The sequence below is a fragment of the Massilia sp. Root335 genome (assembly GCF_001425685.1).
GTDB lineage: Bacteria > Pseudomonadota > Gammaproteobacteria > Burkholderiales > Burkholderiaceae_D > Telluria > Telluria luteola.
Genome location: NZ_LMCY01000012.1, coordinates 172,205 through 198,222 on the forward strand (window position 1 = coordinate 172,205; position 26,018 = coordinate 198,222).

17 protein-coding genes and 3 pseudogenes are annotated in these 26,018 nt (G+C 64.0%); 10 read left to right on the forward strand and 10 right to left on the reverse strand.

The features are described 5' to 3' along the window. Positions 1-128: 128 nt before the first annotated feature. The 4 genes and pseudogenes from ASC93_RS09700 to ASC93_RS29605 form a co-directional block, all read right to left on the reverse strand. The gene (locus ASC93_RS09700; RefSeq protein WP_056440518.1) at positions 129-2,687 is read right to left on the reverse strand and encodes an excinuclease ABC subunit UvrA; all 2,559 of its coding nucleotides are present in this window, start codon (positions 2,685-2,687) and stop codon (positions 129-131) included. Positions 2,688-2,762: 75 nt separating this feature from the next. Further along, positions 2,763-3,842 (reverse strand): SDR family oxidoreductase, encoded by a 1,080-nt coding sequence (locus ASC93_RS09705; RefSeq protein ID WP_056440521.1) that lies wholly within the window; start codon positions 3,840-3,842, stop codon positions 2,763-2,765. Between the two features lie 42 nt (positions 3,843-3,884). After that, on the reverse strand, positions 3,885-5,162 hold the full coding sequence (locus ASC93_RS09710) for a nucleotide disphospho-sugar-binding domain-containing protein (RefSeq protein ID WP_082547897.1): 1,278 nt from the start codon (positions 5,160-5,162) through the stop codon (positions 3,885-3,887). Positions 5,163-5,543: 381 nt separating this feature from the next. After that, positions 5,544-6,216 (reverse strand): annotated as a pseudogene (locus tag ASC93_RS29605) (integrase core domain-containing protein); the annotation flags it as partial. A 328-nt stretch (positions 6,217-6,544) separates the two neighbouring features. Between ASC93_RS29605 and ASC93_RS29610 the strand changes: the two are divergent. After that, complete coding sequence (locus ASC93_RS29610) at positions 6,545-7,294, forward strand: CPBP family intramembrane glutamic endopeptidase (protein WP_082547898.1); 750 nt, start codon at positions 6,545-6,547, stop codon at positions 7,292-7,294. 154 nt (positions 7,295-7,448) lie between these two features. On the opposite strand, the gene ASC93_RS32505 is transcribed toward ASC93_RS29610, so the two are convergent. The 3 genes from ASC93_RS32505 to ASC93_RS09735 all read right to left on the reverse strand — a co-directional run bounded on the left by ASC93_RS32505 (position 7,449) and on the right by ASC93_RS09735 (position 10,670). After that, positions 7,449-7,769 carry an IS5 family transposase gene (locus ASC93_RS32505; RefSeq protein WP_056440527.1) on the reverse strand — a complete coding sequence of 107 codons (321 nt, stop codon included), beginning with the start codon at positions 7,767-7,769 and terminating at the stop codon, positions 7,449-7,451. 147 nt (positions 7,770-7,916) lie between these two features. Then, positions 7,917-8,381, reverse strand: a complete 465-nt coding sequence (locus ASC93_RS09730; protein WP_056440530.1) for a DUF1854 domain-containing protein — start codon at positions 8,379-8,381, stop codon at positions 7,917-7,919. 3 nt (positions 8,382-8,384) lie between these two features. After that, entirely contained in the window at positions 8,385-10,670 is a 2,286-nt protein-coding gene (locus tag ASC93_RS09735) for an ABC transporter ATP-binding protein (RefSeq protein WP_082547899.1), read from the reverse strand. A gap of 339 nt (positions 10,671-11,009) precedes the next feature. Here ASC93_RS09735 and cphA (ASC93_RS09740) point away from each other — a divergent pair, with 339 nt between their 5' ends. The 9 genes and pseudogenes from cphA (ASC93_RS09740) to ASC93_RS32515 all read left to right on the forward strand — a co-directional run. Next, entirely contained in the window at positions 11,010-13,193 is a 2,184-nt protein-coding gene (cphA, locus tag ASC93_RS09740; protein WP_056440532.1) for a cyanophycin synthetase, read from the forward strand. 81 nt (positions 13,194-13,274) lie between these two features. After that, positions 13,275-15,845, forward strand: coding sequence for a cyanophycin synthetase (cphA, locus tag ASC93_RS09745; protein ID WP_056440535.1), 2,571 nt, complete (start codon positions 13,275-13,277; stop codon positions 15,843-15,845). Between the two features lie 188 nt (positions 15,846-16,033). Next, positions 16,034-16,396, forward strand: a complete 363-nt coding sequence (locus tag ASC93_RS09750; RefSeq protein WP_157201824.1) for a hypothetical protein — start codon at positions 16,034-16,036, stop codon at positions 16,394-16,396. Between the two features lie 73 nt (positions 16,397-16,469). After that, on the forward strand, positions 16,470-16,682 hold the full coding sequence (locus ASC93_RS09755; protein ID WP_157201825.1) for a hypothetical protein: 213 nt from the start codon (positions 16,470-16,472) through the stop codon (positions 16,680-16,682). 8 nt (positions 16,683-16,690) lie between these two features. Then, a complete protein-coding gene (locus ASC93_RS30575; RefSeq protein ID WP_157201826.1) occupies positions 16,691-16,843 on the forward strand; it encodes a hypothetical protein in 153 nt (50 codons plus the stop codon). 639 nt (positions 16,844-17,482) lie between these two features. Then, positions 17,483-19,039, forward strand: a complete 1,557-nt coding sequence (locus ASC93_RS09760) for a glycoside hydrolase 43 family protein (protein WP_056440541.1) — start codon at positions 17,483-17,485, stop codon at positions 19,037-19,039. 108 nt (positions 19,040-19,147) lie between these two features. Further along, the gene (locus ASC93_RS32775) at positions 19,148-19,309 is read left to right on the forward strand and encodes a beta-L-arabinofuranosidase domain-containing protein (protein ID WP_200958293.1); all 162 of its coding nucleotides are present in this window, start codon (positions 19,148-19,150) and stop codon (positions 19,307-19,309) included. A 146-nt stretch (positions 19,310-19,455) separates the two neighbouring features. Beyond that, positions 19,456-19,635, forward strand: a pseudogene (locus tag ASC93_RS32780) (beta-L-arabinofuranosidase domain-containing protein); the annotation flags it as partial. A gap of 94 nt (positions 19,636-19,729) precedes the next feature. After that, positions 19,730-20,125: pseudogene (locus ASC93_RS32515) on the forward strand (beta-L-arabinofuranosidase domain-containing protein); the annotation flags it as partial. 330 nt (positions 20,126-20,455) lie between these two features. On the opposite strand, the gene ASC93_RS09775 reads toward ASC93_RS32515, so the two are convergent. The 3 genes from ASC93_RS09775 to ASC93_RS31985 form a co-directional block, all read right to left on the reverse strand. After that, positions 20,456-23,605: a TonB-dependent receptor gene (locus tag ASC93_RS09775; protein WP_082547900.1), complete on the reverse strand. Its 3,150-nt coding sequence runs from the start codon at positions 23,603-23,605 to the stop codon at positions 20,456-20,458. A gap of 60 nt (positions 23,606-23,665) precedes the next feature. Further along, positions 23,666-24,925, reverse strand: coding sequence for a hypothetical protein (locus tag ASC93_RS09780; RefSeq protein ID WP_056440549.1), 1,260 nt, complete (start codon positions 24,923-24,925; stop codon positions 23,666-23,668). Between the two features lie 760 nt (positions 24,926-25,685). Then, the coding region (locus ASC93_RS31985; protein WP_229412664.1) for a helix-turn-helix transcriptional regulator at positions 25,686-26,018 on the reverse strand (333 nt) is incomplete at its 5' end.

The window sequence follows — 26,018 nt, forward strand, 5'->3', positions numbered from 1 at the left end:
AGTGTAACGCAAGCAAACAAACCGGCGCGTTCGTTTGAACGTGTTTTTTCGCAAAGTCGGCGGCGTTACGTGGCGTTGCTGAGTATTTACAGCAAAAATAGACGACGTTAGAACGCAGTCGCCGACGTTCACGTCGCGCGCCCGGGCAGGAACGCGGCGAGGTACGGCGCCGTGCGACTCGCGCGCGCCTTGGCGATCTCGGCCGGCGGCCCCGCCGCCACAACCTTGCCGCCGGCCTCGCCCGCGCCGGGGCCGATGTCGATCACCCAGTCGCACGCCGCGACGACGCGCATCGTGTGTTCGACCATGATGACGGTGCTACCGGCGTCGACGAGGCGGTCGAGCTGGGCCAGCAGGCGGTCGGCGTCGAGCGGATGCAGGCCCGTCGTCGGTTCGTCCAGCACGTACAGGGTGCCGCCCCGTCCCGTCCGCTGCAATTCCGTCGCCAGCTTGATGCGCTGGGCTTCGCCGCCGGACAGCTCGGTCGCGCTCTGCCCCAGCCGCAGGTAGCCGAGCCCCACCTCGCGCAGCACCTGCAGCGGCCGCGCGACCGGCTCCTCGGAGGCGAAGAAGGCATGGGCTTCGTCGACCGTCATGCCGAGCACCTCGGCGACGTTGCGGCCGTTGTAGCGCACGGCGAGCGTGTCGGCGTTGTAGCGCGCGCCGCCGCAGGTGGGGCAAGGCGCGTACACGCTCGGCAGGAACAGCAGCTCGACCATCACGAAGCCCTCGCCCGCGCAATGCTCGCAGCGGCCCTTGGCCACATTGAACGAAAACCGGCCGGCGTCGTAGCGGCGTTTCTTCGCGGCCGGGGTCGCGGCGAACAGCTTGCGCACCTGGTCGAACAGGCCCGTGTACGTGGCGAGGTTCGAGCGCGGCGTGCGGCCGATGGGCTTCTGGTCCACGCGCACGAGGCGGCGGATGCCGTGCAGCGCACCGGCGATGTGGCCGACGGTCGGGATGTCGGCCTCCCGTTCGAGGTCCATGCCCTCCCCGGTGTCGTCGTCGGCGCCGCCCTGCCCGAGCGCGGCGCCGACGAGGTCGACGAGCACCTGGCTCACCAGCGTCGACTTGCCCGAGCCGGACACGCCCGTCACGCCCGTCATCACGCCCAGCGGGAACGCGACGGCCAGGTCGTGCAGGTTGTTGCGCGTGACGCCCTCCAGCCGCAGCCAGCCCGTCGCCGCGCGCGGCGTGCGCGCCGGCGGGCGGATCGCATCGGCCGCGTCGGGAAACAGGTAGCGCCGCGTGTGCGAGCCGGCCACGTCGCGCAGGCCGGCGGGGAGCCCGCTGTAGAGGATCTGCCCGCCCTGCTCGCCCGCCTGCGGGCCGACGTCGACGATCCAGTCGGCGTGGCGGATCACGTCCAGCGCATGCTCGACGACGAACAGCGAATTGCCCGCCGCCTTCAGGCGCGCGAGCGCGTCGAGCAGCGCTTCGGTATCGGCCGGGTGCAGGCCGGCCGACGGCTCGTCCAGCACGTACACGACGCCGAACAGGTTCGAACGCACCTGCGTGGCCAGGCGCAGGCGCTGCAGCTCGCCCGGCGACAGCGTCGGCGTGCTGCGCTCCAGCGCCAGGTAGCCGAGGCCCAGCGCCAGCATCGTGTCGAGCCGCGCGCACAGGTCCGCGGCGATGCGCTGCGTGACGATCAGCTGCTCGGGATGCTTGCTGCTGCGCGCCCTGCCCCTGGGTTCCGTCCCGTCCACGTAAGGGCGCAGCAGCTGCGCCAGCCGTTCGAGCGGCACGCGCGACAGGGTCATGATGTCCATGCCGGCGAACGTCACGGACAGCGCTTCCCGGCGCAGCCGGCGGCCCTGGCACAGCGGGCATTCGGTGCTCACCATGTAGCGCGCCACGCGCTTCTTCATCGATGCGCTTTCCGTGTTCGCGAAGGTCTGCAGCACATAGCGGCGCGCCCCGCTGAACGTGCCCTGGTAGCTCGGGGTGTCCTTGCGCTTCAGGGCGCGCCGCGTTTCCTCGGGCGTCAGGCCGGCGTACACGGGGACGGTCGGGGTCTCGTCCGTGAACAGGATCCAGTCGCGCACCTTCTTCGGCAGGTCGCGCCACGGCGTGTCGACGTCGTAGCCCAGCGTGACGAGGATGTCGCGCAGGTTCTGGCCGTGCCACGCGGGCGGCCACGCGGCGACGGCGCGCTCGCGGATCGTCAGGCTGTCGTCCGGCACCATCGATTGTTCCGTCGCGTCGTACACGCGGCCGAGGCCCGAGCACTGCGGGCAGGCGCCTTCCGCCGTGTTGGGCGAAAACGATTCGGCATACAGCAGCTCCTGGCCGGGCGGATAGTCGCCGGCGCGCGAATACAGCATGCGCAGCGAATTCGACAAGGTGGAGACGCTGCCGACGGACGAACGCGTCGTCGGCGTGCCGCGCTGCTGCTGCAGGGCGACGGCGGGCGGCAGGCCGTCGACGTCGTCCACTTCCGGCACGGGCATCTGGTGGAACAGGCGGCGCGCGTACGGCGACACCGACTCCAGATAGCGCCGCTGCGCTTCCGCGTACAGCGTCCCGAACGCGAGCGACGACTTGCCCGAGCCGGAGACGCCGGTGAACACGACGAGGGCGTCGCGCGGGATGTCGAGGTCGACGTTTTTCAGGTTGTGCTCGCGCGCGCCGCGCACGCGCACGTAGCCGGTCTTCGGCGGCGGTTTGCTGGATGGGTCGGGCATGCCTGCGGCTCCGGATGCGTCACGATGCCCTATTTCAGCACGCGCGCACCCGGCCGTCCGTGCGCTCGGCCACCGTCAGGGAATCAGCGCGCGGGCCCGCAATTCGGAAAACAGGTCGAAAAACGAGTCCTCGGTCGACTGCCACGCCGCGAAGCCGAGGCGGCGGCTGTTCGCCATGTCCGTCATCACTTCGATGGGCCGGCCGAGGTCGAGGTCCGTGTGCCAGGGCGACACGAGGCGGTTCAAGTCGGCCTCGTGGAGCTTGTGGCGCGTCGCGATCGCGCGCCACACGGCGTGATCGTTCGCCATCTCCGCCTCGAGCGGTTGCGTTGCGCCCTCGAAACCGGCCGCCTGGACGCCGAACCACGCGGCCAGCCGGCGCCACAACCAGCTCCAGCGGAACACATCGCCGTTCGCGACGTTGAAGGCCTGGTTGCGCGCCGCATCCGTGTCGGCGGCCCAGCGCAACTGCCTGGCCAGCATGCGCGCGTCCGTCACGTCGGACAGCCCTTCCCACTGCGCCTGCGAGCCGGGAAACCGGAACGGGCGCCCGGTTTCCTTGCAAATCGACGCGTACACGGCCAGCGTCGTGCCGAGGTTCATCGCATTGCCGACGGCCATGCCGATGACCGTGTGCGGCCGGTGCACGGTCCACGTCAGCCTGTCGCGGGCGGCCGCGGCGTAGACCTCGTCCTCCTGCGCATAATAAAAATTGTCGAGCGGGAGGCGCGGCTGGGATTCGCGCAGCGGCGTGTCGGGCAACGTGCCGGCGCTGGCATAGGCGTCGAACGGGCCGAGGTAGTGCTTCAGGCCCGTGACGAGCGCCACGTGGCGCACGGTCTTGCGATGGCTGAGCGCATCCATCAGGTTGCGCACGAGGGCGGCGTTGACGCGGATGTTCTCGGCCTCGCTGTCCTGGCGCATCCACGTCGTGATGAAGACGTGGGTCGGTCCGGCGCTGCCGAACGCCGTCGCCAGCGCCGCGCCGAGGCGTTCCGGGTCCAGCAGGTCGGCCGGCACGGGGATCAGTCCCGGCAGATCGGCGGGCGGCCGGCGCGCCAGGCCGTACACGGTCCAGCCGTGGGCCAGCAGTTCCCGTGCCGTGGCATGGCCGCCGATGCCGCTGGCACCCACGACGAGTGCGCTTCTTTGCATGTCCGCCTCTCCGTTGACGATCGCCCCATATTCTTGCTTGCTTCAGGAATGGACGTCGCCCTGTTGCCGGGTCGCCGCGAGGTCGTCGAGCGCGGCGCACATCCTGTCGACGCCGGCGCGTGGCTGGCATCGCTGCGCCACGGCGCGCGTGCGCTCCGCCAGGCCGGGGGCCGCCAGCAACGCGTCCAGCCTGCGCGCGAGCCGTGCATCGTTCAGCCGCCCTGCCGGCAGGCTCGCGCCGACGCCGAGCGCCGCCACGCGCGCGCCATTGTCGAACTGGTCGTGCGCCAGCGGCACGACGAGCTGCGGCGTGCCCGCGCGCAGCGCCTCCGCCGTCGTGCCGATGCCGCCGTGGTGGACCAGCGCGGCCGCATGCGGCAGCAGGAGTCGCAGCGGCACATAGTCCTGCCACAGCATCGTCGGCGGGAGGTCCGGCGGCACCTGGTCGCGATGCGGCGTGAGGAAGATCGCGCGCCGGGCCAGGCGCGCGGCCGCCGCACAGGCAGCGCGGAAGTACGCCGCCGCCTGCGTGTTGCCGGTGCCGTGCGTGAACACGAGCGGCGCCGCGCCGGCCTGCAGGAACGCTTGCAGACCGGCGGCCAGCGGCGCATCGGCATTCGGATCGAACAGGGGAAAATCGCCGCGGACCAGCGGCTGCGGCCAATCCGGCTGCGTGGGCGCGAACCAGTCGGGAAACAAGGTCAGCGACAGGTCGGGCACGGCCGCGATCCAGTCGACCAGCGTCGCCACGGGCGCGCACCCGCGCGCGACGCGCGCCGCGTTCACGTCCACCAGCGCGACGGGATCGACGAAGCGCTTGCCCACCCAGCGCCAGAAGCGGCGCCGCGCGGCCAGCGGCACCCACGCGGGCACGCGCCATGGGCCGACCAGCAAGGGATCGTGCACCGTCACCAGGTTCGCCGGCGCCAGGTAGGTGGCCGCGATCCTGACGCCGGGATGCACCGCGCGGCACAGGTCCGCCTCGGGCAGCGCGAGCGGGTGCGCGAGCAGCACGCAGCGCTCGCCCGCCGGCAGCGCCTCGACGAACGGCACGATGCGCGCCATCGCCGGCCGCGTCGCGCGCCAGACGACGCCGAAGCCGCGCGTCGGGTGCCACAGGTCCGGGTCGCGCAGCACGGCTTCATCGGCCGGCAGGCCGGTGAACGGCAACCCGGTCGGCCGCACCCACGGACCGTGCTGCTCCGGCGCGAGGAAACTCACGCGGTGGCCGCGCGCGCGCAGCGCGAGGGCAAGCGCCAGGAAGGGGAACAGGTCGCCGGCCGAGCCGATCGTGACGACGACGAAGTGGACGGGTTCGATGCGGGCTCCTTGTTGCGTTGCCGCTACTGTACCCGAAGCATGCGGCCAGCTTGCGTAGCAAACGCTGAGGCTCGGACAGCGGTCCAGAATTGTCCACTTGCCACGCCACGGACACGCAAGGGAAAAATTAGCGCTTATCCACCTGCCTCGCTGCCAACCGGAAGGACGAGCGATCCATCAAGTTTAAAGATTCCGGGAGAAAAATTCACCGATGCCTTTGCCAGTGACAAGCATGACACGGTGACGAAGCGAATGCCGCAGCCGTGCAATTGAGCATTTGTTGTTGCAAATCAGGAAGGTCGTCCTTGCGTGGTCTTTAAATGTCGAGACCGGCTGGTTATACACGCGTTTCCTGAACAATTCAGGGCGTTTTTCGTGTCAGTCCTTGAGTGCCTGAACAGGTGTTTTATGGTTGAGCGCCCGCTGCGGAATGCTGTGGTTATGAATCTTGACGTAATTGCGCAGCGTCGATTCCAGGTCGGCGGCTGAACGGAAACGTGTCTGGTTGACGATGTCGCTGACGCGGCCATTGAACCGCTCGACCAATACCATTGGTCTGCGGGTGGCGAGGCGGAATGAGGCGATGCTCGATGCCGAACTGCTTGCACAGCCGGTCGAACACGTGTGTGCCGCCGAATTCCTTTTTCTTGCCGCCGGCCGTGAAGCGATCAGTGAACTGGCTGCCGTTGTCGGTCAGCAGCTTAACGATCTTGACGGGGCAGGCCTGCCGCACCTTCGCCAGGAAATCGACGCTGCGGCTGTCGGTCTGGTCGGCATTCAGTTCGATGTAGACCCAACGCGTGGCGCGGTCGATGGCGACGAACAGGTAGTGGCGCGACGTCTCGTCGGGCATCTGCGGCAGGTACTTGATATCGATGTGCACGAAGCCCGGCTCGTAATCCTTGAAAGCCTTTTCGTGACCAGCGTGGCGCCCTCGGTCTGGCAAGTGACGTTGTTCAGTCTGGCCAGTTCGGCTTGTGGGAGCGTCGAGTTCCTGATTTTCCTCGCGGATCAGGTGGGTCGTACGGGCTTGGCTGTGGAGCGCTTGGATCATTGAATTGCCAGTGAAAGCTCGAATTGGAACAGTGTACGCAAAACGTTTCTGGCCTTGAAGAGCGGCCAGCTACGGATGGGTACACGATCCCACGAGTCTAAACACTTGGAGACACCGTTGAGACAGTGGACTGGAGTGGCTGGATGGGGGCTGTTGGCAATACGCAATCGGCGCAATCCGATGCATTGTCTCACGCTGCGCAAAAGCAAAACGGCAGATGAGTCCGCATCGGATGGCGGATTTAACAATATCTATCGCCAGATGATATTTAACTAACCAATCGACGCCCTAACTTAATAGGTTGGGGCGCAAATGAAATCCAGAGAAGATGGAACATATAAAAAAAATCAACATTTGGCTTTTTTTGCCTGTTTTGTTCGTGGCAAAATTATGGGCTGCGATAGATAAAGGCAATGCGGGACCGTGGAACCTAGCAATAATGGTCACTTGCTCAGTGCTGTTGTTGCTGTACGTCGAAAGAAATACCGCTATGCGAAGTATAGCTTGGCAGGGCGTGCTATGTATTTCATATATAGCTCTTGTGCTATTCATTCTCTTCGCCTTGGGGCTCAGAGAAAAGGAATTATCTTTCGTAAAATCTTTAATTCCTTACAGCCGTTGGCCAATGTTTCTAATTGATGCGTTTGGCGCAGCTGTTTCGGAAGAAATAATTTTCAGAAAGTTTCTTCTGTGCTCGCTTCTAAAAAGGATGAGACCGATATATGCCATAGTTTTATCCTCGCTAATCTTTTATCTTTGCCATTTCTCAATAATGGCAACAATCATAATCAGCGGGATATTTTATGCAAGCGTCGCTCTTAGATGGAATTCGCTTTTGCTGGCAATAGGAATGCATACTATATATGATTTCCTTGGAAACATGGCATTATCTGTTGGCCAAGTATCTGTCACTATCATAGGAGACCTTAATGCGTACCAAGTGTTGCATGGAGCAGCTGCCCTTTCTGACTTTATATTCATTGCCGCATACTTCACGATGATCTTTGCTTTTGATATTATCTCCGCCTGCGCAGTCAAAATAAAAACAAGGAGAAAAATAGAGGAGATTGCGTCATAAGTTAAGGCCACGTCGAATAACCCGGCTTTCGGCATGAGCCAGGCAATGTAGTGCTTGATTCGGCGTTGCTACGCGGCTCCATCAACGTGATTTCGATAGCCGCTCGTATCTGGATGAGGTCAGTTTGGCAAGCGCAGGGTGCCAAACTGCTGGTTTAGAACGGTGCCACCCGATGTTCTTTCAGGAAGACCAATCGCTTGAGGTTATAGCTGCGACGGTCCAGCAACTGGTACTCCAGCGCGTCGTCGGCAAGGTTATATAACTGTTGAAGCACCAGGGTCTTGATCATCAAGACTGTCGGGTACGGCGGCCGACCACCATTGGCGCGCGAAGGCCGCGGTGTCGCTGCATCGATGCACGCGGCCAGCGCCTCAAAATCGACGTGCTCGGCCAGACCGACCAAAGGATCGCCTGTTTTTGCTCGCCGGTCTTCGCGCTCCTGCTCGGCAAAAAGGCTGAGCCGGGGTTTCATCATGACGACACTCGCCGGCTGCGTCGATGTCAGGATGTTACTCAGCCATCGTCAGCCTGGCCGAGGTTTTTCGAGGTGGCCTTAACAGGATCCAGATCCCGCCAGCCGTGAATTCCTGGCCACGATAGCGCCCGCATCAGCCAGGAACGCTTATAGGAACCGGTCCAGAATCTTCCTGCTCCCCTTGTCGATCGCGAACATGTCCCGGATGAGGAAGTGGATGCCGTGGCTGTCCGCGATGAGCAGCGAATAGGCGCCCAGGCGGCGGATGTCTTCCTCGCCTTTCAGCACGAACTCCGTGTCGCCGCGGTCCGTTTTGACGGTCCACGTGCACGGCGTGGCGAAGCTGGAGACGGCCTTGATCGACTCGATCGCGGGCATGAATTCGCGGCCGTCCAGTTCATCGGTGACGAGCGCGCGGAGGTCGGCCGGCAGGGTCTCGAGGTCGTCGATCCACGCGACTTCCTTGCCGCCGTCGCGCACGAGCGAGATGCCCTTCGTCGGCGCCTGCACGGGGAACGAGCGCACCGGCGCCACGCCGACGAATTCCTCGCCGTCGCCGTTCGTCAGTACCAGCTTGCCGAACGCATCCCGGCGTAAAGTAAAAGTGGTCATCGTTCAGTCTTCCTTGTTGCCGTCGTCCGGGTCCTGGTCGACGTTGCGCGCCTGCGCCTCGTACAGCCGGAAGTAGGCGCCCTGGCGCGCCATCAGGTCGTCGTGGTTGCCCTCTTCCACGACCTGGCCGCGGTCCAGCACGACGAGGCGGTCGGCGCGGTGCAGGGTGGACAGTCGGTGCGCGATGGCGATCGTCGTGCGGCCCTGCACGAGGTTGTCGAGCGCCTTCTGGATCTCTTTTTCGGTTTCCGAGTCGACCGAGGACGTGGCCTCGTCGAGGATCAGGATCGGCGGATCGATCAGCAGCGCGCGCGCGATCGAGATGCGCTGGCGCTCGCCGCCGGACAGGCCCTGGCCGCGCTCGCCGACCATCGAATCGTAGCCCTGCGGCAGGCGCAGGATGAATTCGTGGGCGTGCGCGGCGCGGGCGGCGGCGATGATCTCCTCGCGCGTCGCGTCCGGCTTGCCGTAGGCGATATTTTCCGCGATGGTGCCGAAGAACAGGAACGGCTCCTGCAGCACGAGGCCGATGTGGCGGCGATAATCGGCCACCGCGAAGCTGCGGATGTCGCGGCCGTCCAGCAGGATCGCGCCTTCGGCCACATCGTAGAAGCGGCAGATCAGGTTGACCAGCGTGCTCTTGCCGGAACCCGAGTGCCCGACGAGGCCGACCATCTCGCCCGCCCTGATGTTCAGCGAGATGCCGCGGTTGACGGCGCGGTTGCCGTAGCGGAAGCCCACCTCGCGCAGCGCGATATTGCCTTCGACCTTGTCCAGCTTGACCGGGTTGACGGGGTCCGGAACGCTCGACACGTGGTCGAGGATGTCGAAGATGCGCTTGGCGGCCGACGCGGACTTCTGCGTGACCGACACGATGCGGCTCATCGAATCGAGGCGGACGTAGAAGCGGCCGCTGTACGCGATGAATGCCGAGAGCACGCCGACGGTGATCTCCTGCTGGCTCACCTGCCAGATGCCGAAGCACCAGATGATGAGCAGGCCAAGTTCCGTCAGCAGCGAGACGGTCGGTGAAAACAGCGACCACACCTTGTTCAATTTGTCGTTGACGGCCAGGTTGTGCTTGTTCGCTTCGCGGAACCGCGACGCTTCGCGGTGTTCCTGGGCGAAGGCCTTCACGACGCGGATGCCGGGGATGGTGTCGGCCAGCACGTTCGTGACCTCGCCCCACACGCGGTCGATCTTTTCGAACCCGGTGCGCAGCTTGTCGCGCACGACGTGGATCATCCACGCGATGAACGGCAGCGGCACGAGCGTGATCAGCGCCAGCTTGGCGTTAATGCTGAACAAAATCACGCCCGTCATGATGATCATGAGGACGTCTGACAAAAAGTCGAGCAGGTGCAGCGACAGGAACACGCAGATCCGGTCGGAGCCGCTGCCGATGCGCGACATGAGGTCGCCCGTGCGCTTGCCGCCGAAGAATTCCAGCGACAACCGCAGCAGGTGTTCATAGGTTTCCGAACGCATGTCGGCACCCATGCGCTCCGACACGAGGGCCAGGATGTACGTGCGGCCCCAGCCCAGCGCCCAGGCCAGGATCGACGACGCGAACAGGCCGCCCATGTACTGGTAGACGAGGCGCGTGTCGATGTGCTTGCCGTTCTGGTACGGGATCAGCACGTTGTCCATCAGCGGCATCGTCAGGTATGGCGGAATCATGTGTGCGCCAGTACTTGCCAACATGAGCAAGAATCCGACGAGCAACTGACCGCGATACGGCCTGGCGAAGCGCCACAAACGGAACAGCGTCCAGGTCGACGGCGGCGTATGGAGGACCTTCGTGCAGATCGGGCAGTCTTCCTGGTCCGGTTCGAGCGGCGCCTTGCAACTTGGACAAGTGTGCTGCTCCGGCGGCTGCACGGCGACGCCGCTGACGTGGCTGTCGACCTGGTCGTGGAACTGGTCGACGACGCGGATGGCCTGCAGGTTCTGGCCCAGGGTGAAGCGCCAGGCCGCCAGCAAGCCGTTCTGGTCGGTCAGTTCGAGGTGGCCGACGCCGCCGTGGTCGTAATGGCGCATTGTCAAACCGGCACGATACGGCCAGTCGCGCCACATCGTGTCGCCGGGCGCGCGCGTGAGCAGGCGATAATTGGTGACGACGAGAATACCTTTGGTGAAACGTAATTTCGCATCGAGGTCAACCTCGACGCTGTTTAAAACGTTTTCCCCGGGCGCAAGCTTTTTCGCGACGTCCGCCTGCCAGTGCTCAGGCAGGAAACCGGCGGTCAACGCCGGCGGAACGGAGGGAACGAGTTGTTGAGTTGTCATGTGATGCCGCCGGTAAAGGCAAAGTTTCCGGTTCTATTTCGGGATTGGAGCAGCCAAAGGCTGGCAGATCTGTACGATGGAACGTTGTGGGCGGTGTTGCCGTTGACACGCACGCCGACTGAAAGGCGGCGCGTGGGCGTGTACGGTATTCTATCGGAGGGGCCAGACTGGCAGAAATCGGTTCGGCACGGTAAGCTTCGTTCCGGCAAGTATACAACATGTGCATTGTGGAAAGAGAGGAAGACGGGCCGTGATCCGGCGCCGTCTTTGACCAACGATGTGCAAACTTAGGCAACGCCACGCGATGAGAGAGCGGTCGTCGCGTGGCTGGATATTTTCATGACAAACAAGAAAGACATTGCAATTCTTCGTGTAAACCACCTGCGTGGACCGAACATCTGGACCTATCGCCCTGTCATCGAAGCATGGCTCGACATCGGCGAACTCGAAGAATGTCCTTCGAACAAACTTCCCGGCCTCTACGAACGCCTGACCGCCTGGCTGCCGGGCCTGATCGAACACCGCTGCGGCGTCGGCGAGCGCGGCGGTTTCCTGGAGCGCCTGCGCGACGGCACGTGGGCCGGCCACATCCTCGAACACATCGTCCTCGAACTGCAAAACCTGGCCGGCATGAAGACCGGCTTCGGCAAGACCCGCTCCACGGCCGACCAGGGCATCTATAAAATGGCATTCCGCACGCGCGACGACACCGTCGGCCGCGCCGCCCTGCAGGCCGGCCACGCCCTCTTGATGGCCGCCATCAACGATACCCCGTTCGACCTGCAGGGCAAGGTGGACGAGCTGACGGAACTGGTCGACCGCTACTGCCTGGGCCCGTCCACGGGCCACATCGTCGACGCCGCCACCGACCGCCGCATCCCGTCGATCCGCCTGACCGACGGCAATCTCGTGCAGCTGGGTCACGGCGCCGCACAGCGCCGCATCTGGACGGCCGAGACCGACCGCACGAGCGCCATCGGCGAATCCATCGCCAGCGACAAGGACCTCACCAAGACCCTGCTCGGGTCCTGCGGCGTGCCGGTACCGGAAGGCACCGTCGTGCGCAGCCGCGAAGCCGCGTGGGAAGAAGCGCAGGACATCGGCCTGCCCGTCGCCGTCAAACCGGTCGACGGCAACCATGGCCGCGGCGTATCGTTGAACCTGATGTCGGAAACGGACGTGCACGCCGCGTACGCCATCGCGTCCGAGGAAGGCGATTCCAGCGCCGTCCTCGTCGAGCGCTTCATTCCGGGCAACGAACACCGCCTGCTCGTCGTCGGCTCGAAAGTCGTCGCGGCGGCAAAGGGCGAATCGCTGTGGGTCGTCGGCGACGGCGCATCCACCGTGACCCAGCTGTGCGACAGCCAGATCAACATCGACCCGCGCCGCGGCAACTCGGAAGAATTCCCGCTCAGCCCCGTGGTGCCGGCCGAGAGCGACGAAGTGAAACTCGATCTCAAGCGCCAGGGCCTGAACCCGGATTCGATCCCGCAGGCCGGCCAGAAGGTGCTGATCCAGCTGAACGGCAACGTGGCCGACGACGTCACGGACGAGGTGCACCCGGATGTCGCCCACGTGGCCGCGCTGGCCGCGCGCGTCGTGGGCCTGGACATCGCCGGCATCGACCTCGTGTGCGAAGACATCGCGCGTCCGCTGGAAGAACAGCGCGGCGCCATCATCGAAGTCAATTCCAGCCCGGGCCTGCTCGCCCACATCAAGCCCGCGCAGGGCGAGCCGCGCAACGTCGGCCGTGCGATCGTCGAGCACCTGTTCGCCGATGGCGAGACGGGACGCATCCCGCTCGTGGGCGTCACCGGCACCACGGACGCCGCGCTGGCCGCGCGCCTCGTCGGCACCGTGCTGAACCTGTCCGGCAAGCACGTGGGCGTGGCGAACCGCGACGGCCTGTTCCTCGACAGCCGCCAGGTCACGACCCAGGACGGCACCGGCTTCGACGCCGGCCAGCGCCTGCTGATCAACCGCACCGTGCAGGCGGCCGTGTTCGAATCGAACGCGCGCACGATCCTGTCCGAAGGCCTGCCCTACGACCGCTGCCAGGTCGGCATCGTGACCGACATGGGGAACGTGGCCGACGTGGCCGACCTGTACGTGCGCGACGACGATGCACTCTACAACGTCGTGCGCAGCCAGGTGGACGTCGTGCTGGCCGACGGCGCGGCCGTGCTGAACGCGCATGACCCGCGCGTGGCCGCGCTGGCCGAACTCTGCGACGGCGCCGTGCTGTTCTACGCGCAGGACGAAGCCAACGACGTGCTGCGCGCGCACCGCGCCGCCGGCGGCCGCGTCGCCTTCGTGCGCGACGGCCACATCGTCCTGGCGCAGGGCAGCGAAGACATGCCGCTGCTGGGCATCGACAAGGTCAAGCCCGCCACCGCCGCGCAGCCGGACGCCCTGCTGGCCGCCGCGCTGGCCGGCTGGGCGCTGGACGTGCCGACCGACTTGATCTGCGCCGGCCTGCGCACCTTCGACGCAGCCGGCAAAAAGAAGGGCAAAGCCTCATAAAGATACGTGCCCGGCATGACCGGGCCGGTGCGCGCCAGCTACCAGGAGCTCTGGCGCCGCAAGACCCTAAAGGAAAGACCCATGGAAGTAACACGCGTACGGGCCCTGCGCGGCCCGAACCTCTGGAGCCATCACACGTCGATCGAGGCGATCGTCACCTGCGCACCCGAGGAAGAATCGATCGGCGCCCTGTCCGGTTTCGAGGCGCGCCTGCGCGCCCTGTTCCCCGACATCGGCGCGCTGCAGCCGACCGGCCATGACGACAAGATCCCGCTGGCCCACGTGCTGGAAGTCGCCGCGCTCGCCCTGCAGGCGCAGGCCGGCTGCCCCGTCACATTCAGCCGCACGACCGCCACGCTGGAGCGCGGGGTCTACCAGGTCGTCGTCGAATACAGCGAGGAAGACGTCGGCCGCCTGGCCATGCAACTGGCCGAGCAGCTGTGCGCCGCGGCCCGCAACGACCAGCCGTTCGACCTCGACGGCGCGCTCAAGCAGCTCCGCGACCTCGACGAGGACGTGCGCCTCGGCCCGTCGACGGGTTCGATCGTGCACGCCGCCGTCGCGCGCGGCATCCCGTTCCGCCGCCTGACCGAGGGCAGCCTCGTGCAGTTCGGCTGGGGCAGCCGCCAGCGCCGCATACAGGCCGCCGAGATCGACGCCACCGGCGCCATCGCGGAATCGATCGCCCAGGACAAGGAACTGACCAAGACCCTGCTGAACGCCGCCGGCGTGCCCGTGCCGCTGGGCCGCAGCGTCGCCGACCCCGAGGACGCGTGGGCCGCCGCGCAGGAGATCGGCGTGCCGGTCGTGATCAAGCCCAAGGACGGCAACCAGGGCAAGGGCGTGACCGTGAACGTCACGACGCGCGAACAGCTGGACGCGGGCTTTGCCGCCGCGTCCGAGTTCCGCGCCGAGATCATGGTCGAGAAATACCTGCCGGGCCACGACTACCGACTGCTCGTCGTCGGCAACCAGCTCGTCGCCGCCGCCCGCCGCGACCCGCCGCATGTCGTGGGCGACGGCGCGCACACCGTGCGCCAGCTCGTCGACATCGTCAACAAGGACCCGCGCCGCGGCGACGGCCACGCGACGTCGCTCACCAAGATCCGCTTCGACGACATCGCCCTGGCCTCGCTGGCCAAGCAGGGCTACGACGCCGACTCCGTGCCGCCGAAAGGCCAGCGGGTCACTCTGCGCAACAACGCGAACCTGTCGACGGGCGGCTCCGCCACCGATGTGACGGACGACGTCCACCCCGAAGTGGCGGCCCGCGCGATCGCGGCCGCGCACATGGTCGGCCTGGACATCTGCGGCGTCGACCTCGTGTGCGACAGCGTCCTGAAACCCATCGAGGAGCAAGGCGGCGGCATCGTCGAAGTGAACGCCGCGCCGGGCCTGCGCATGCACATCTCGCCGTCGTTCGGCAAGGGCCGCGCCGTCGGCGAAGCCATCATGGACACGCTGTACGCCCCGGGCGACGACGGCCGCATCCCGGTGGTCGCGGTGACGGGCACGAACGGCAAGACCACCACCGTGCGCCTGATCGCGCACCTGCTCGCGAGCTCGGGCCTGCGCACCGGCATGACGAACACGGACGGCGTGTACATCCAGGGCCGCCGCATCGACAGCGGCGACTGCAGCGGCCCGCGCAGCGCGCGCAACGTGCTGCTGCACCCGGACGTCGACGCGGCCGTGTTCGAGACGGCGCGCGGCGGCATGCTGCGCGAGGGTCTGGCATTCGATCGCTGCCAGGTCGGCGTCGTCACCAACATCGGTGCCGGCGACCACCTGGGCCTGAACTACATCACCACGCTGGAAGACCTCGCGGTACTCAAGCGCGTGATCATCCAGAACGTGGCCCCCGGCGGCATGGCCGTGCTGAACGCGGCCGACCCGATCGTCGCGAGCATGGCCGAAAACACGAAAGGCGACGTCACCTATTTCGCGCAGGACCCGTCGCTGCCGACCATGCAGAAGCACCGCGCGCAGGGCCGCCGCATCGTCTACGTCAAGGACGGCCACCTCGTCGCGGCGCAGGGCAAGAAGGAAGAGCGCATCCCGCTGGTCGAGGTGCCCATCACCCGCGGCGGCGCGGTCGGCTTCCAGGTCGAGAACGTGATGGCCTCCGTGGCCGCCGCGTGGGCCGTCGGCATCACATGGGACGCGATCCGCCTGGGTCTGAAAACCTTCGTCGGCGAAAGCGACAACGCGCCGGGCCGCTTCAATGTGTTCGACTACCGCGGCGCGACGGTCATCGCCGACTACGGCCACAATCCGGACGCGATCCAGGCCCTGGTGAACGCCGTCGAATCGATGCCGGCCAAGCGCCGCTCGGTCGTGATCTCCGGCGCCGGCGACCGCCGCGACGAGGACATCCGCGACCAGACCCGCATCCTCGGCAAAGCCTTCGACGACGTGCTGCTGTACGAAGACCAGTGCCAGCGCGGCCGCTCGGAGGGCGAAGTCGTCGCCCTGCTGCGCGAGGGTCTCGCCGGCGCCACCCGCACGACGCACGTCGACGAGATCAAGGGCGAATTCGTCGCCATCGACCAGGCGCTGGCGCGGTTGCAGCCGGGCGACCTGTCCCTGATCCTGATCGACCAGGTCGACGAGGCGCTGGCGCATATCACCAAGCGGGTGAAGGAAGGCTGACGTAGGCTTCGCGCTGTTCCGGAACGGGCGCCGCGTGCGCCCGTTTTGCTTTTTGTTGGTGCCGCTCAGAAACGTGGAGGGCCGCGCACGCTACGTTAGTCAGCGAACGTGCTCTGAGCAACATCTGGCATACCATGGGTGATCGTGGCCAGGTGTGATTACCTGCCATTCAAGCGAGCGGTGCAACCATGACGATCGACAAGGACACGCAACATCAGCCCGTACCGGCCCCCGAGATGCCGTTCCGGCGCCTGCTCTACCGGTTCCTGTTCTTCGACTGGCTGTTCCACGACGTCAGCGCCGCGCGCGACCGCTTCGAACGGCACGCCGCGCACCAGCACAACCGCAGGATGAGCCGCTACCTGCCCGTGTACCTGCGGCGCTGGTCGTTCCTGACCGCGTTCGATTTCGCGCTGGGCATCCTGTTCGAGAAAGTCCTGCAGGCGGGGTTGCTGTCGGCCTGGTTTTTTACCTGGTCGTGCGTGACCTTTACCGGCATGGTCGTCATCACGGTGGCGTGGCTCATCCTGAATCATGCGCGGTTCTCCTGAATTTGATGTTCGGTAAGTTGCCGCTGTGCAATTGCGCGACGATAGAGTCCGCAACCACCATGAGGAGGACGACATGACTTACCGATGGATCGACGACCAGGGCTTGCTGAAGAAAATGCTGGGTGAACGGCGGATCGACCGCTGGACGGCCGATAACGTGCAGGACGCCTTGCGCGCGCGCGGGGTGCACGCGGCGGCGCGGGCGATGGAGTACCGGCGGGTGCGGATGGAAACGGCGCTCAGGGTGCTGGCAATGGCTAAAAGCCGGCGATCCACCTCCACCTGACGGCGCGGATGGTTCCCGCGCCCGGCAGTACGCTCAAGATCACGTCGCTCGGCTCGCGCGAGAACCTGCTCGGCAAACCGGTCACCGCGGTGCCCCTGGTCGGCCACGAGGGCGCTCCGATGCCGATGCCGTGGCGGCTTGGCACCGCTTGGCTGGTGTAGATCAGTCATCGAGCCTCAAGCGTTCGCCGATCGCGCGGGCGTTCTCATTGCCGCTCACTGCGAACGGCAGGTCGTCATGCACCCGGGCGTTGCCGCGGTCGCCGGGTGCACCCGCTCCCCTGGCCTCGGCCACCGCGTCGCATTCCCGAAAACGAGCAATTCCAAAACAAGAATTGGCTGCCTCCCCCTGTCAAAAGAAAAATGGCTACGCGCATTGGCGATTTTGAAAATTGCGGCGTACACGGGGAGCGCGCAGAATGTAGCGCATCCTCTGGTGACCATTCGTGCGACATCGCGCCATGCCAGGCGCACTCTTGCCGGCACCGGCCTTGGCCGGCAGCGGCTCGCCACCCGTGCCCGGGCCCCTAAGGCAACGCCGACGCCGCCAATCGTCATCCCGGATCCCGCCGTTCCGCCAGCCCCGACGCAGGCGTCCGGCCTCTACAACCACGGCCAGGACTTTGCCGCCGACAGACGCCTGGTGCCGCCGCCGCGGAGAAGCGATGCTGCAGGACCTTTTGCAGTCGTTTGTCAGGCGTCCTCGGACCGCCACGCACGATGGCAGCCGTGTTACACGTCGACTGAACGGGCGCCACGCGGCCTCGATCTCGCCGAACTCTCAATTTATTCTTTTATCCCATGAAAAATAAGCTTAGCCTCATTTTAGCGTTGCTGGTCTTGCCAGTTCAGGGCGTGGCTTTGGCGCAAGCGCAAAACCCCTTGATTTTTGCCGATGTGCCAGATATGTCCATGATCAGGGTTGGCAATAATTATTATATGAGCAGCACGACCATGCACATGAATCCGGGTGTGCCCATCATGAAATCAACCGATCTCGTCAATTGGAAGATGATCAATTATGCCGATGAGAAGTTGGCAGACATGCCGGAGCTGAATTTAACAGAAGGCAAAAACGCATACAGCAGGGGCACCTGGGCCAGCAGTCTGCGCTTCCATAAGGGCATGTATTACGTCACCACGTTTTCATACACCACGGGTAAGACCTATATTTTCAGGACCCGGGACATTGAAAAAGGAAACTGGAAGCGGACATCCTTCGAGCCAGCGTATCATGACAATTCGCTGGTTTTCGACAATGGCAAAGCCTACTTGATTCATGGCGCCGAAAATCTGAAGATTGTTGAATTGAAGGATGACCTGACGGGAGTGAAGCCGGGCGTTCCCGAGAAAGTTCTCATCGAAAATGCCAGTGCCCCGACAGGAAAGGAAATAGGCCTTAACGCGGAAGGATCCCAGCTATTTAAAATAAACGGGAAGTATTATTTGTTTAACATATGCGCGCCACGCGGGGGAATGCGGACTGTCCTGATACATCGGGCAGACAGTCTCGACGGCCCGTGGGAAGGACGAGTTGCTTTCCAGGACAGAGGAATTGCCCAAGGCGGACTGATCGACACTCCTGATGGGCGCTGGTTCGCTTATCTTTTCCGCGATTATGGGTCAGTCGGTCGCATTCCTTATCTGGTGCCGGTCAAGTGGGAAGACGGATGGCCTGTATTGGGAGAAAACGGGAAGGCCCCGGACAAGCTGGACCTGCCGGCCAGCACGGGTTTGATTCCGAATCTGGTTGCCTCCGATGAATTCGATCGCAAGGCAGGACAGGCAGCATTGCCTTTGGTCTGGCAATGGAACCATAATCCGGATAATAAACTCTGGTCGGTACGGGAAAGAAAGGGATATCTCCGGCTGAAGACAGCCCGGATCGACACCTCATTTGTACAGGCAAGGAATACGCTTACCCAGCGCACGATCGGCCCGGCGAGCACCGGCTCCACCCTGGTGGATGTTTCCAGAATCAAGGAAGGCGATTTCGCGGGACTCAGCGCCTTCCAGAAGAATTTCGGACAGGTTGGCGTCAAGCTCGAAAACGGGCAAAAATGGATCGTCATGGTCAACGCCGCCTCCGATAAACCGGTGGAGGTACAGCGGATTCCTCTGACACAAAATCAAGTCTATCTAAAGGTCGATTGCGATTTTACCGATCTGAAAGACCAGGCCACCTTTGCGTACAGCCTGGATGGAAAGGCGTGGAATCGGATCGGCGACACGTTGAAAATGACCTACGCCATCCCGCATTTTATGGGCTATCGCTTTGCATTATTCAACTATTCAACGAAAAATCCTGGCGGATATGCAGATTTTGATTGGTTTCGAATCAAATACAAAGATAAATGATGAGCCTCCTGCAAAACCTCATTGTTCTTTAGGATTTACTCGCGGGAGCGGCAATGAACATGAAATTTCAACGCGCGCTACCTCGAGTCACTGAACTGCGACCGCCTGTTGCACAAGTTCCGGAAAAATGCGGGACTGGAACCGAAGGCGCCGGTGTACGGCGGATGGGAGGCGGAGCGGCTTTGCCCAGGACACACCCTGGGTCATTTTTTGAGCGCCTGCTCGATGTCTTGGGCGTCCACCGGACGGGAGGGCTGCGCGCCAGGATAGACTACGTCGTCAGCGAGCCCCACGCCTGACAGGAAGCGGCGCATGGCGGCCTGGTATGCGGCTTCCCCGATGGCGATACGCAACTGCGCAATTGTCTGGCCGGCCGGCCCGTCGTTGGCGTGCCCTGGTACACGCTGCACAAGTTGATGGCCGGGCTGCGCGACGCATTCCTGCTCCGGCAGAATGCCCAGGCGCTCGCGGTCCTGGTGCGGATCGCCGACTGGGTCGACGAGGCCGCGCGGCCAGTCGACGAGCCGCGCTTCCAGAAGATGCTCGAGCCGGAGCACGGCGGCATGAGCGAAGTGCTGGCGGACCTGCACGCGCTGACCGGGGAGACGCGCTACCTGCGCCTGGCCGAGCGCTTCAGCCACCAGGCACTGCTGGCGCCGCTTGCCGAAGCGGCGCGACACGCTCGACGGCTTGCACGCCAACACGCAGATTCCGAAAGTAATCGGATTCGCCCGGCTGCACAGCCTCACGGGACAGGCGCACTACCGGCAGGCCGCGCGCTACTTCTGGCGCACCGTGGTCGAGCAGCGCTCATTTGCGACGGGGGGACATGGCGACGGCGAGCATTTCTTTCCGCCCGCCGAGGTCGAAAAGCATCTGGCCTCGGCCCAGACCATGGAAACCTGTTGCACCTACAATATGCTGCGCCTGACGCAAGCCTTGTTCGCCGAGCAACCATCGGCCGCCTACGCCGACTATTACGAACGTGCATTGTTCAACGGCATCCTCGCGTCCCAGGATCCGGACAGTGGCATGTTGACCTACTTCCAGGCCACCCGGCGCACCTTTCCGAAGCTCTACTGCGCACATGAGCATTCGCTCTTCTGCTGTACCGGCACGGGTATGGAAAATCACGCCAAGCACGGCGATTCCATCTATTTCCACGATCGGGATGTATTGGATGTGAGCGGGCCGGGCCTGGGCGATGGGTACGAACTGCTGCCGCTCCATAAAATCGCGCACGGCTACTACGACTTGTATTGGCGGTCGGCTGACGCGTCCTGCGGCGTCCTTCAGATTCCGCCTTGCGGAGCGCTTCACGCCATGCCTGGCGCAACGAAAAAAGCCAGTCCGAACCGGACTGGCTTGTCGACGAAGAGGCCGGGGCGGCCCCGCGAGCGGGACCGCCTTTGCGCTTTAGTACGTGTAGCGCAGGCTCAGGCGGTAGCTGCGGCCTGGCTCGAACCAGGCGCGGGCCATGGTGCCGATGCCTTGTTGCTGCGTCTGGCGCACGACCATGTCCGTCAGGTTGCTCGCCGAGAAGTTGCCTGAGATGCGCTCGTTGAACCTGTAATCCAGGCCAAAGTCCAGCTGGCCCGTCGCTTCCTGCCAGGTCGGCAGGCCGAAGCCCACGTCCGTCGGTGCCACGCCTCCGTTCGCGGCGGCGCGGGCCGGATCGGCGCTCGTGGCGTTATCGCCGCCCGTGCCGTTCGCACCCACGCCCTGCAGGAAGCGGCTGCGCCAGCTATAGGCCAGGCGTGCCGACAGCGGGCCGCGGTCATACAGGAACATCAGGTTGTACGCGTTCTTCGACAGGTACTGGATCGGCATCGACGTGAACGGCAGACCGTTGGTGTCGCAACCATACAAGCTCAGCGAGGCGTTGTTGAACGATCCGTTCGCCGGGCAATACTTCTGGGTGAACGGATGGTACAGGTCCTGCTTGCTGTCGATGTACGTGTAGTTCGCCGAGATGCCGAAGCCCTTGGCCCAGTCCGGCAGCATATGGGCCAGCGCCGGCACATTGTTGAGATAGGTCTGGCCCGCCAGTTCCAGGCCCGTCACCGAACCCTTGGCGACGTTGTCCGGCCCCGTGATCAGGAACGTCTGATCGTTGCCGGCCAGGTCCTTGTAGCTCCGGGTGAACGCCGTGTTCAGGATGATGTCACGCACGTTCTTGCGGAACAGGGCCAGGGTCAGCGACGAACCGCTGCCCGGATACCATTCGAGCGTCCAGTCGAAGTTGTTGGAGCGGATCGGCTTCAGGTTGGCGTTACCCCTGTCGTTGCCCGTGTAGTTGATGCTCTTGATGACGTTACTGTCTGCGCCGGTGCCCATCGTGATGTTCTGGTTCAGCGTGATGTACTCGTTCAGGTTGTTGAACGGCGGACGGTACATCGACTTGGCGAACGCGAAGCGGGTTTGCAGCTTGTCGGTCAGGTCGGCCTTCAGGTTCAGGCTGGGCAGCACATCGACGTACTGCTGCGACGCATTCACCGGATCCTTGATCTTGCCGAAGCGCGGGATCACTTCCGACGTGTTCGAGCCATACGACGGATCGAAGATCGTGAAGCCGTGGGCCTCGCTACGCGTGTGGATCACGCGCACGCCGAGATTGCCCTCGACGGGGAAGCGCAAGTTGTCGAAGCCGAAGCGCAGTTGCCCGTAGCCGGCCTCGGTACGTTCCTGCTGGCGGCTGGTCTGGGCCGGATCGTCATTGTAGGCCAGCGGTTTCCAGCTGCCATCCGCGTTCGAGCAATCGTTGTTGGTGCCATAGTATGCGTTGGCGTCCTGGCACTGCATCAACATGTACGGTTTGATCAGCGCATTATTGGCCAGGTTGCGGACAAAGGCCGGGTCCGGCACTACCATCGTCGGCACTTGGGGAACCTTGCCGTTGAAGAAGGTCGGGAAGTTGTACTGGGTCGTCTTGACCAGGTCGCCGTAGCGCGGGTCGCTGAAGTAACTGTTGTTGGGGCGTGATTGCCAACCCTTGTCCCCAACGAGGGGCAGCGTGCCCGGAACCTTCGTCTGGTTGATGGCCCATGGCTCGGAAATGCTCTTCCAGCCGCCGTTGCCGGAGCTGGCGTCGACGCGGACCGCCGTACGCTTGGTCAGGCGCACGCCGAAGCGCAGGTCGCGCAGCACCTCGTCGTCGAAGCGGAAACGTGCGTCAGTCTTCCAGGCATACAGGTCGCCCTTCGCCTTGGTCGTCGACGGCATCACGAAGCCCATGTAGTAGTTGTCGCGATTCGCCAGGAAGGCGCGGGAGTTGTCGTCGAACGTCACCTTCGGCAGATTGCCCGACAAGTCGATGCCCAAGCTCGGCACGAACGTGCCCAGGGTCATGACGTTGCCTTCGGCGCTGTTCGTCGCATGCACCCACTGCATGTCGTTCTGGACCGCCCAGCGGTCGTTGATGGTCCACTTGAAGTTCCAGGCGATTTCGCGCGTCTGCGACCTGTTGGTGTCGAAGCCGCTGTCCGACTGGTAGCCCAGGCCGCCGGCCGCGAAGTTGTTCGCGCCCAGGCCGCCGGTCGGGTAGGTGTAGGTCGCCTTTTGCAGCACGCCGTTCTGGTTGAACTCCGGATCGAGTGGCTTGACCAGGTACGGCGACTCGACGGCCGTGAACGTGGCGTTCTCGGTGTTGGCCGACTTGTAACCGGAGTGGAAGTACGTCAGGGCCGATTCCATGCCGTTGTTCTTCCACTGCAACGCGCCATAGACACCGGCACGGTCGTTCTGGCTCGTGTTGGTGCGGAAAGACGCGGACTTCGGTATCCAGACGGTCTGGCCGGCCACGAGGTCGGTGCGCGGGAAATACGCATCCACCTGGACCGTATCGTTGTGGGAATTCGTGCGGTTGGCCGACAGGTCGATCAGCGCGCCCCATTGCCCGGTGCGGGTATGCCAGCGCTTCGACACCAGAGCCGACACGCCCGGCGACTTCTTGCTGCCCAGGGCGTTGTAGTTGCCGTTCGCCGACAGGGCGACCTTGCTGTCCTTGTAGTCGAACGGCAGCGCGGTACGCAGATCCACCTGGCCGCTGACGCCGCCTTCGACCAGCTCGGCGGGCGGATTCTTGTGCACGACCACGGCGGACATGAGTTCCGGCGGTATGTCGCCCCAGCTCAGTTCACGGCCCGGATAGCCGGCCGAGAAGGATTCGCGGCCGTTCAGCGTGGACGAACCCCAGGTCAGGCCACGCACCGAGATGCCCGACCCTTCGACCGAGAAGTGTTCCGGGTCGCCGCGCGAACGGTTGCGGTCGATCGTGACACCCGCGACGCGCTGCAGCACCTCGGTGATCGACTTGTCCGGCAGCTTGCCCGCTTCTTCCGCAACGACGGCGTCGATGACTTCGTCGGCGTACTGCTTGAGTTTCTGCGCCGACTGCATGGCGGCGCGCTGGCCGCTCACGACCACCGTCGGCGTGACCGAGTCGCCGGCCGGCGTGGACTGCGCGTGCGCCGCGCCACCCCAGACAAGTGCAGCCTGCGCCACCGCGAACGACAGCGCGGTCATCTTGATCGGCTTACGCACGATCTTCGTCTCAATTCTTGTCATTATCTATGTCCTCTTGTAGATGCCTTGGTTGCCACCGCACCCGGCGGTGGCTTTATGCTGTCACTGGAAAATGACGGGGCCGGTCAGCGTGAGTTGGGTCGAGTAGGTCAGGTTGGCCGCGCCGGCGGTCGCCATCGAGGTGTTCGCGCTCACGGCGGAGAATTCGACCTGCGAGATCGGGTAGTCCTGCAACTCGTTCCAGAGGTCGAGTCCCGTCAGGCCGCACGACTCGGCAATCGTGAACTTGTCCTTGAGACCGACGCTGTAGCTCGTGGCGGCTGCCGCGGTCGGCGTCACCACCGCGTGCAGCTTCACGTTGCAGGCCTCGCCTTTCGCGTTGAGAGCGAAGTGGCCGAGGTACAGGTTGACATCGACCGCGTTGTTACCGGTGCCGAACCATTCGGGGTTCTCCGCGAGAGTGAACTTCAGCGCTCCCTGGGCATCGATCCGTACGCCGGTGGTCGTGTTGCCGTTGTTGACGAGCTGCGAAAGGCCGGGAGCGAGTAGCTTGAGGCCGTAGTAGGCACCCAGTCCAACGCCGGACTTCGGCTGGATGTTGTAGTACCAGGTGAAACTGCTGCCGTCCGGGGGCACGGTACGACCGCACCAATTCGTGGCACACCACCAACCATCCTCGCTGCTGCCGGCGTACGTGTCGACATGGCCCTGCTCGTTGGTCGTGGAAGCGTCCTTGTAGCCGCTCAGGAACGTCAGCTGATCCGCCTGTGCGGTGCCGATCGGGATGCTCCGGACGACCGTGCCGGCGGCATAGGTATCATCGACTACCTCCGCCTTGATGGTGCACAGTCCATTGCCAACCTTGGTCATCGTATTGCCACTGACCGTGCACACCGTGGGCGTACTGGACGTAAAGGTAACGGTTTCGCCTGCAACGTTGGACGTCGCGACCAGCGGTACCGGCGTCGTATCCAGCGGCAGCGCGCCCGGATTGCGGAAGGTTACCGTCTGCGGCTGTTTGGGAATGCCGAAAAGCTGTCGTTCCGAAGCTGGAGCGTAGCCGTTGCCGCCCGCCTGGCTGGCGGTCACCGAGCACTCGCCCGCTTTGATCAGCGACAGCGTAGCGCCGTTGACGGTGCAGGTCGTCGGCGTATTCGACGTGTAGGTCACCTCGCCACCGCCGCTCGCCGTCGCCGTCAGCTGGACGGTCGCGACGTTGGGGGGGACGGCGAGCGTCTGTCCGCCCACGAATGGGAACGAAATGGATTGCGCCATCGCGCCTTCGCTCGAACCGCCACCACCGCCGCAGCCGGCCAGCAACGTGGCACAGGCCAGTCCGACTGCCGTCAGCTGGAATCTCATGGTATGTCTCCTCATTGGAATATTCCTTCTTTTGTGTTTGCTGAAATTGCTCGGCACCGGCTGCGCCGATGACAAGAAAAATTGGTCCCTGCCCCGCTTCGCGGCAAGGACAATGGTCCTGGTCAAGGATGTATGGACTGGCACTGCCTCGCTGTCGTTATGAAATCGTTTTCAAAAACGCAGGAAAAAATAGCGCGCGAGTATGTGCGCAAGGCCGGCGATGGAAAGGTCTGTGGGCCGCTTGCTGCTGTATTCAATGAGCCTGATGTGCACGTCTTGTCTCCCTGCTTTTATTATCGATACCGTCAATCGGCTGTTTCCACGGCGCCGTATTGACATTTTCCGATTTTTATATATTTAAAACATCCATCGTCGGCACTATGCTTTCATTGCCGATCCAAGGTGTCCTGCTGCAATCCCATATGTGCAACAGGACAATCGGCCGAGTCGCTATTTTTCAAGTGGCTCGAGGATCACCACCGCGCCCCCGCGGACGCCGGGTGCAGTTCAGGACCATCGCTGGCGCCGACTTCCGAGGCCGTGGCGCTGTACTCGCCTGGCCTCGGGAAGTGCAGCGGCATGCGCGGATGCCACCCTGTGCTTTGCGCGCCTTCATTGGTTTACATCTCGACATCCGCATTACTCCCTGGGAGGAAGCAGTACGATGGTTGCGACATCTCATCTTTCGGTTGGGTGAGCTTCATCAATGATGTGCCGCTCACATAAAACTCGTCGGCTTGCGCTGAAACGTCCTCAGGTTCTAAGCGGGCGACATCTGTCCACGCTCGCCAAGCACGCGGTCGCGATAGGCGCGCGGCGTGCAGCCGAGTTCGCGCTTGAACACCCGATGCATTTGCTGGATGGACGTAAGGCCGCTGCCCAGCGCCACGTCCTCGATGCTGCAGTCCCCGCTTTCCAGGCCGGCCTTGGCGGCATTGAGCTTGAAGCTCAGGATCACGTCGTGCACGCTGCATCCCAGTTCCCGGCGAAAGCTGGCGTCGAGCGACGAGCGCGACACGCCCACGTGTTCGGCCACCTGTTCGGTCTTGATGCCCTGGCAGGCATACTGGCGGATGAAGTGGCGCGCCCGCAT

Bases quoted from the DNA above. Each gene is read 5' to 3' on its own strand.
- ASC93_RS09700 (WP_056440518.1), bottom strand. From the start codon at position 2,687: ATGCCCGACCCATCCAGCAAACCGCCGCCGAAGACCGGCTACGTGCGC.
- ASC93_RS09705 (WP_056440521.1), bottom strand. From the start codon at position 3,842: ATGCAAAGAAGCGCACTCGTCGTGGGTGCCAGCGGCATCGGCGGCCAT.
- ASC93_RS29610 (WP_082547898.1), top strand. From the start codon at position 6,545: ATGGAACATATAAAAAAAATCAACATTTGGCTTTTTTTGCCTGTTTTG.
- ASC93_RS32505 (WP_056440527.1), bottom strand. From the start codon at position 7,769: ATGATGAAACCCCGGCTCAGCCTTTTTGCCGAGCAGGAGCGCGAAGAC.
- ASC93_RS09730 (WP_056440530.1), bottom strand. From the start codon at position 8,381: ATGACCACTTTTACTTTACGCCGGGATGCGTTCGGCAAGCTGGTACTG.
- ASC93_RS09735 (WP_082547899.1), bottom strand. From the start codon at position 10,670: ATGACAACTCAACAACTCGTTCCCTCCGTTCCGCCGGCGTTGACCGCC.
- cphA (WP_056440532.1), top strand. From the start codon at position 11,010: ATGACAAACAAGAAAGACATTGCAATTCTTCGTGTAAACCACCTGCGT.
- cphA (WP_056440535.1), top strand. From the start codon at position 13,275: ATGGAAGTAACACGCGTACGGGCCCTGCGCGGCCCGAACCTCTGGAGC.
- ASC93_RS09750 (WP_157201824.1), top strand. From the start codon at position 16,034: ATGACGATCGACAAGGACACGCAACATCAGCCCGTACCGGCCCCCGAG.
- ASC93_RS09755 (WP_157201825.1), top strand. From the start codon at position 16,470: ATGACTTACCGATGGATCGACGACCAGGGCTTGCTGAAGAAAATGCTG.
- ASC93_RS30575 (WP_157201826.1), top strand. From the start codon at position 16,691: ATGGTTCCCGCGCCCGGCAGTACGCTCAAGATCACGTCGCTCGGCTCG.
- ASC93_RS09760 (WP_056440541.1), top strand. From the start codon at position 17,483: ATGAAAAATAAGCTTAGCCTCATTTTAGCGTTGCTGGTCTTGCCAGTT.
- ASC93_RS09775 (WP_082547900.1), bottom strand. From the start codon at position 23,605: ATGACAAGAATTGAGACGAAGATCGTGCGTAAGCCGATCAAGATGACC.
- ASC93_RS09780 (WP_056440549.1), bottom strand. From the start codon at position 24,925: ATGAGATTCCAGCTGACGGCAGTCGGACTGGCCTGTGCCACGTTGCTG.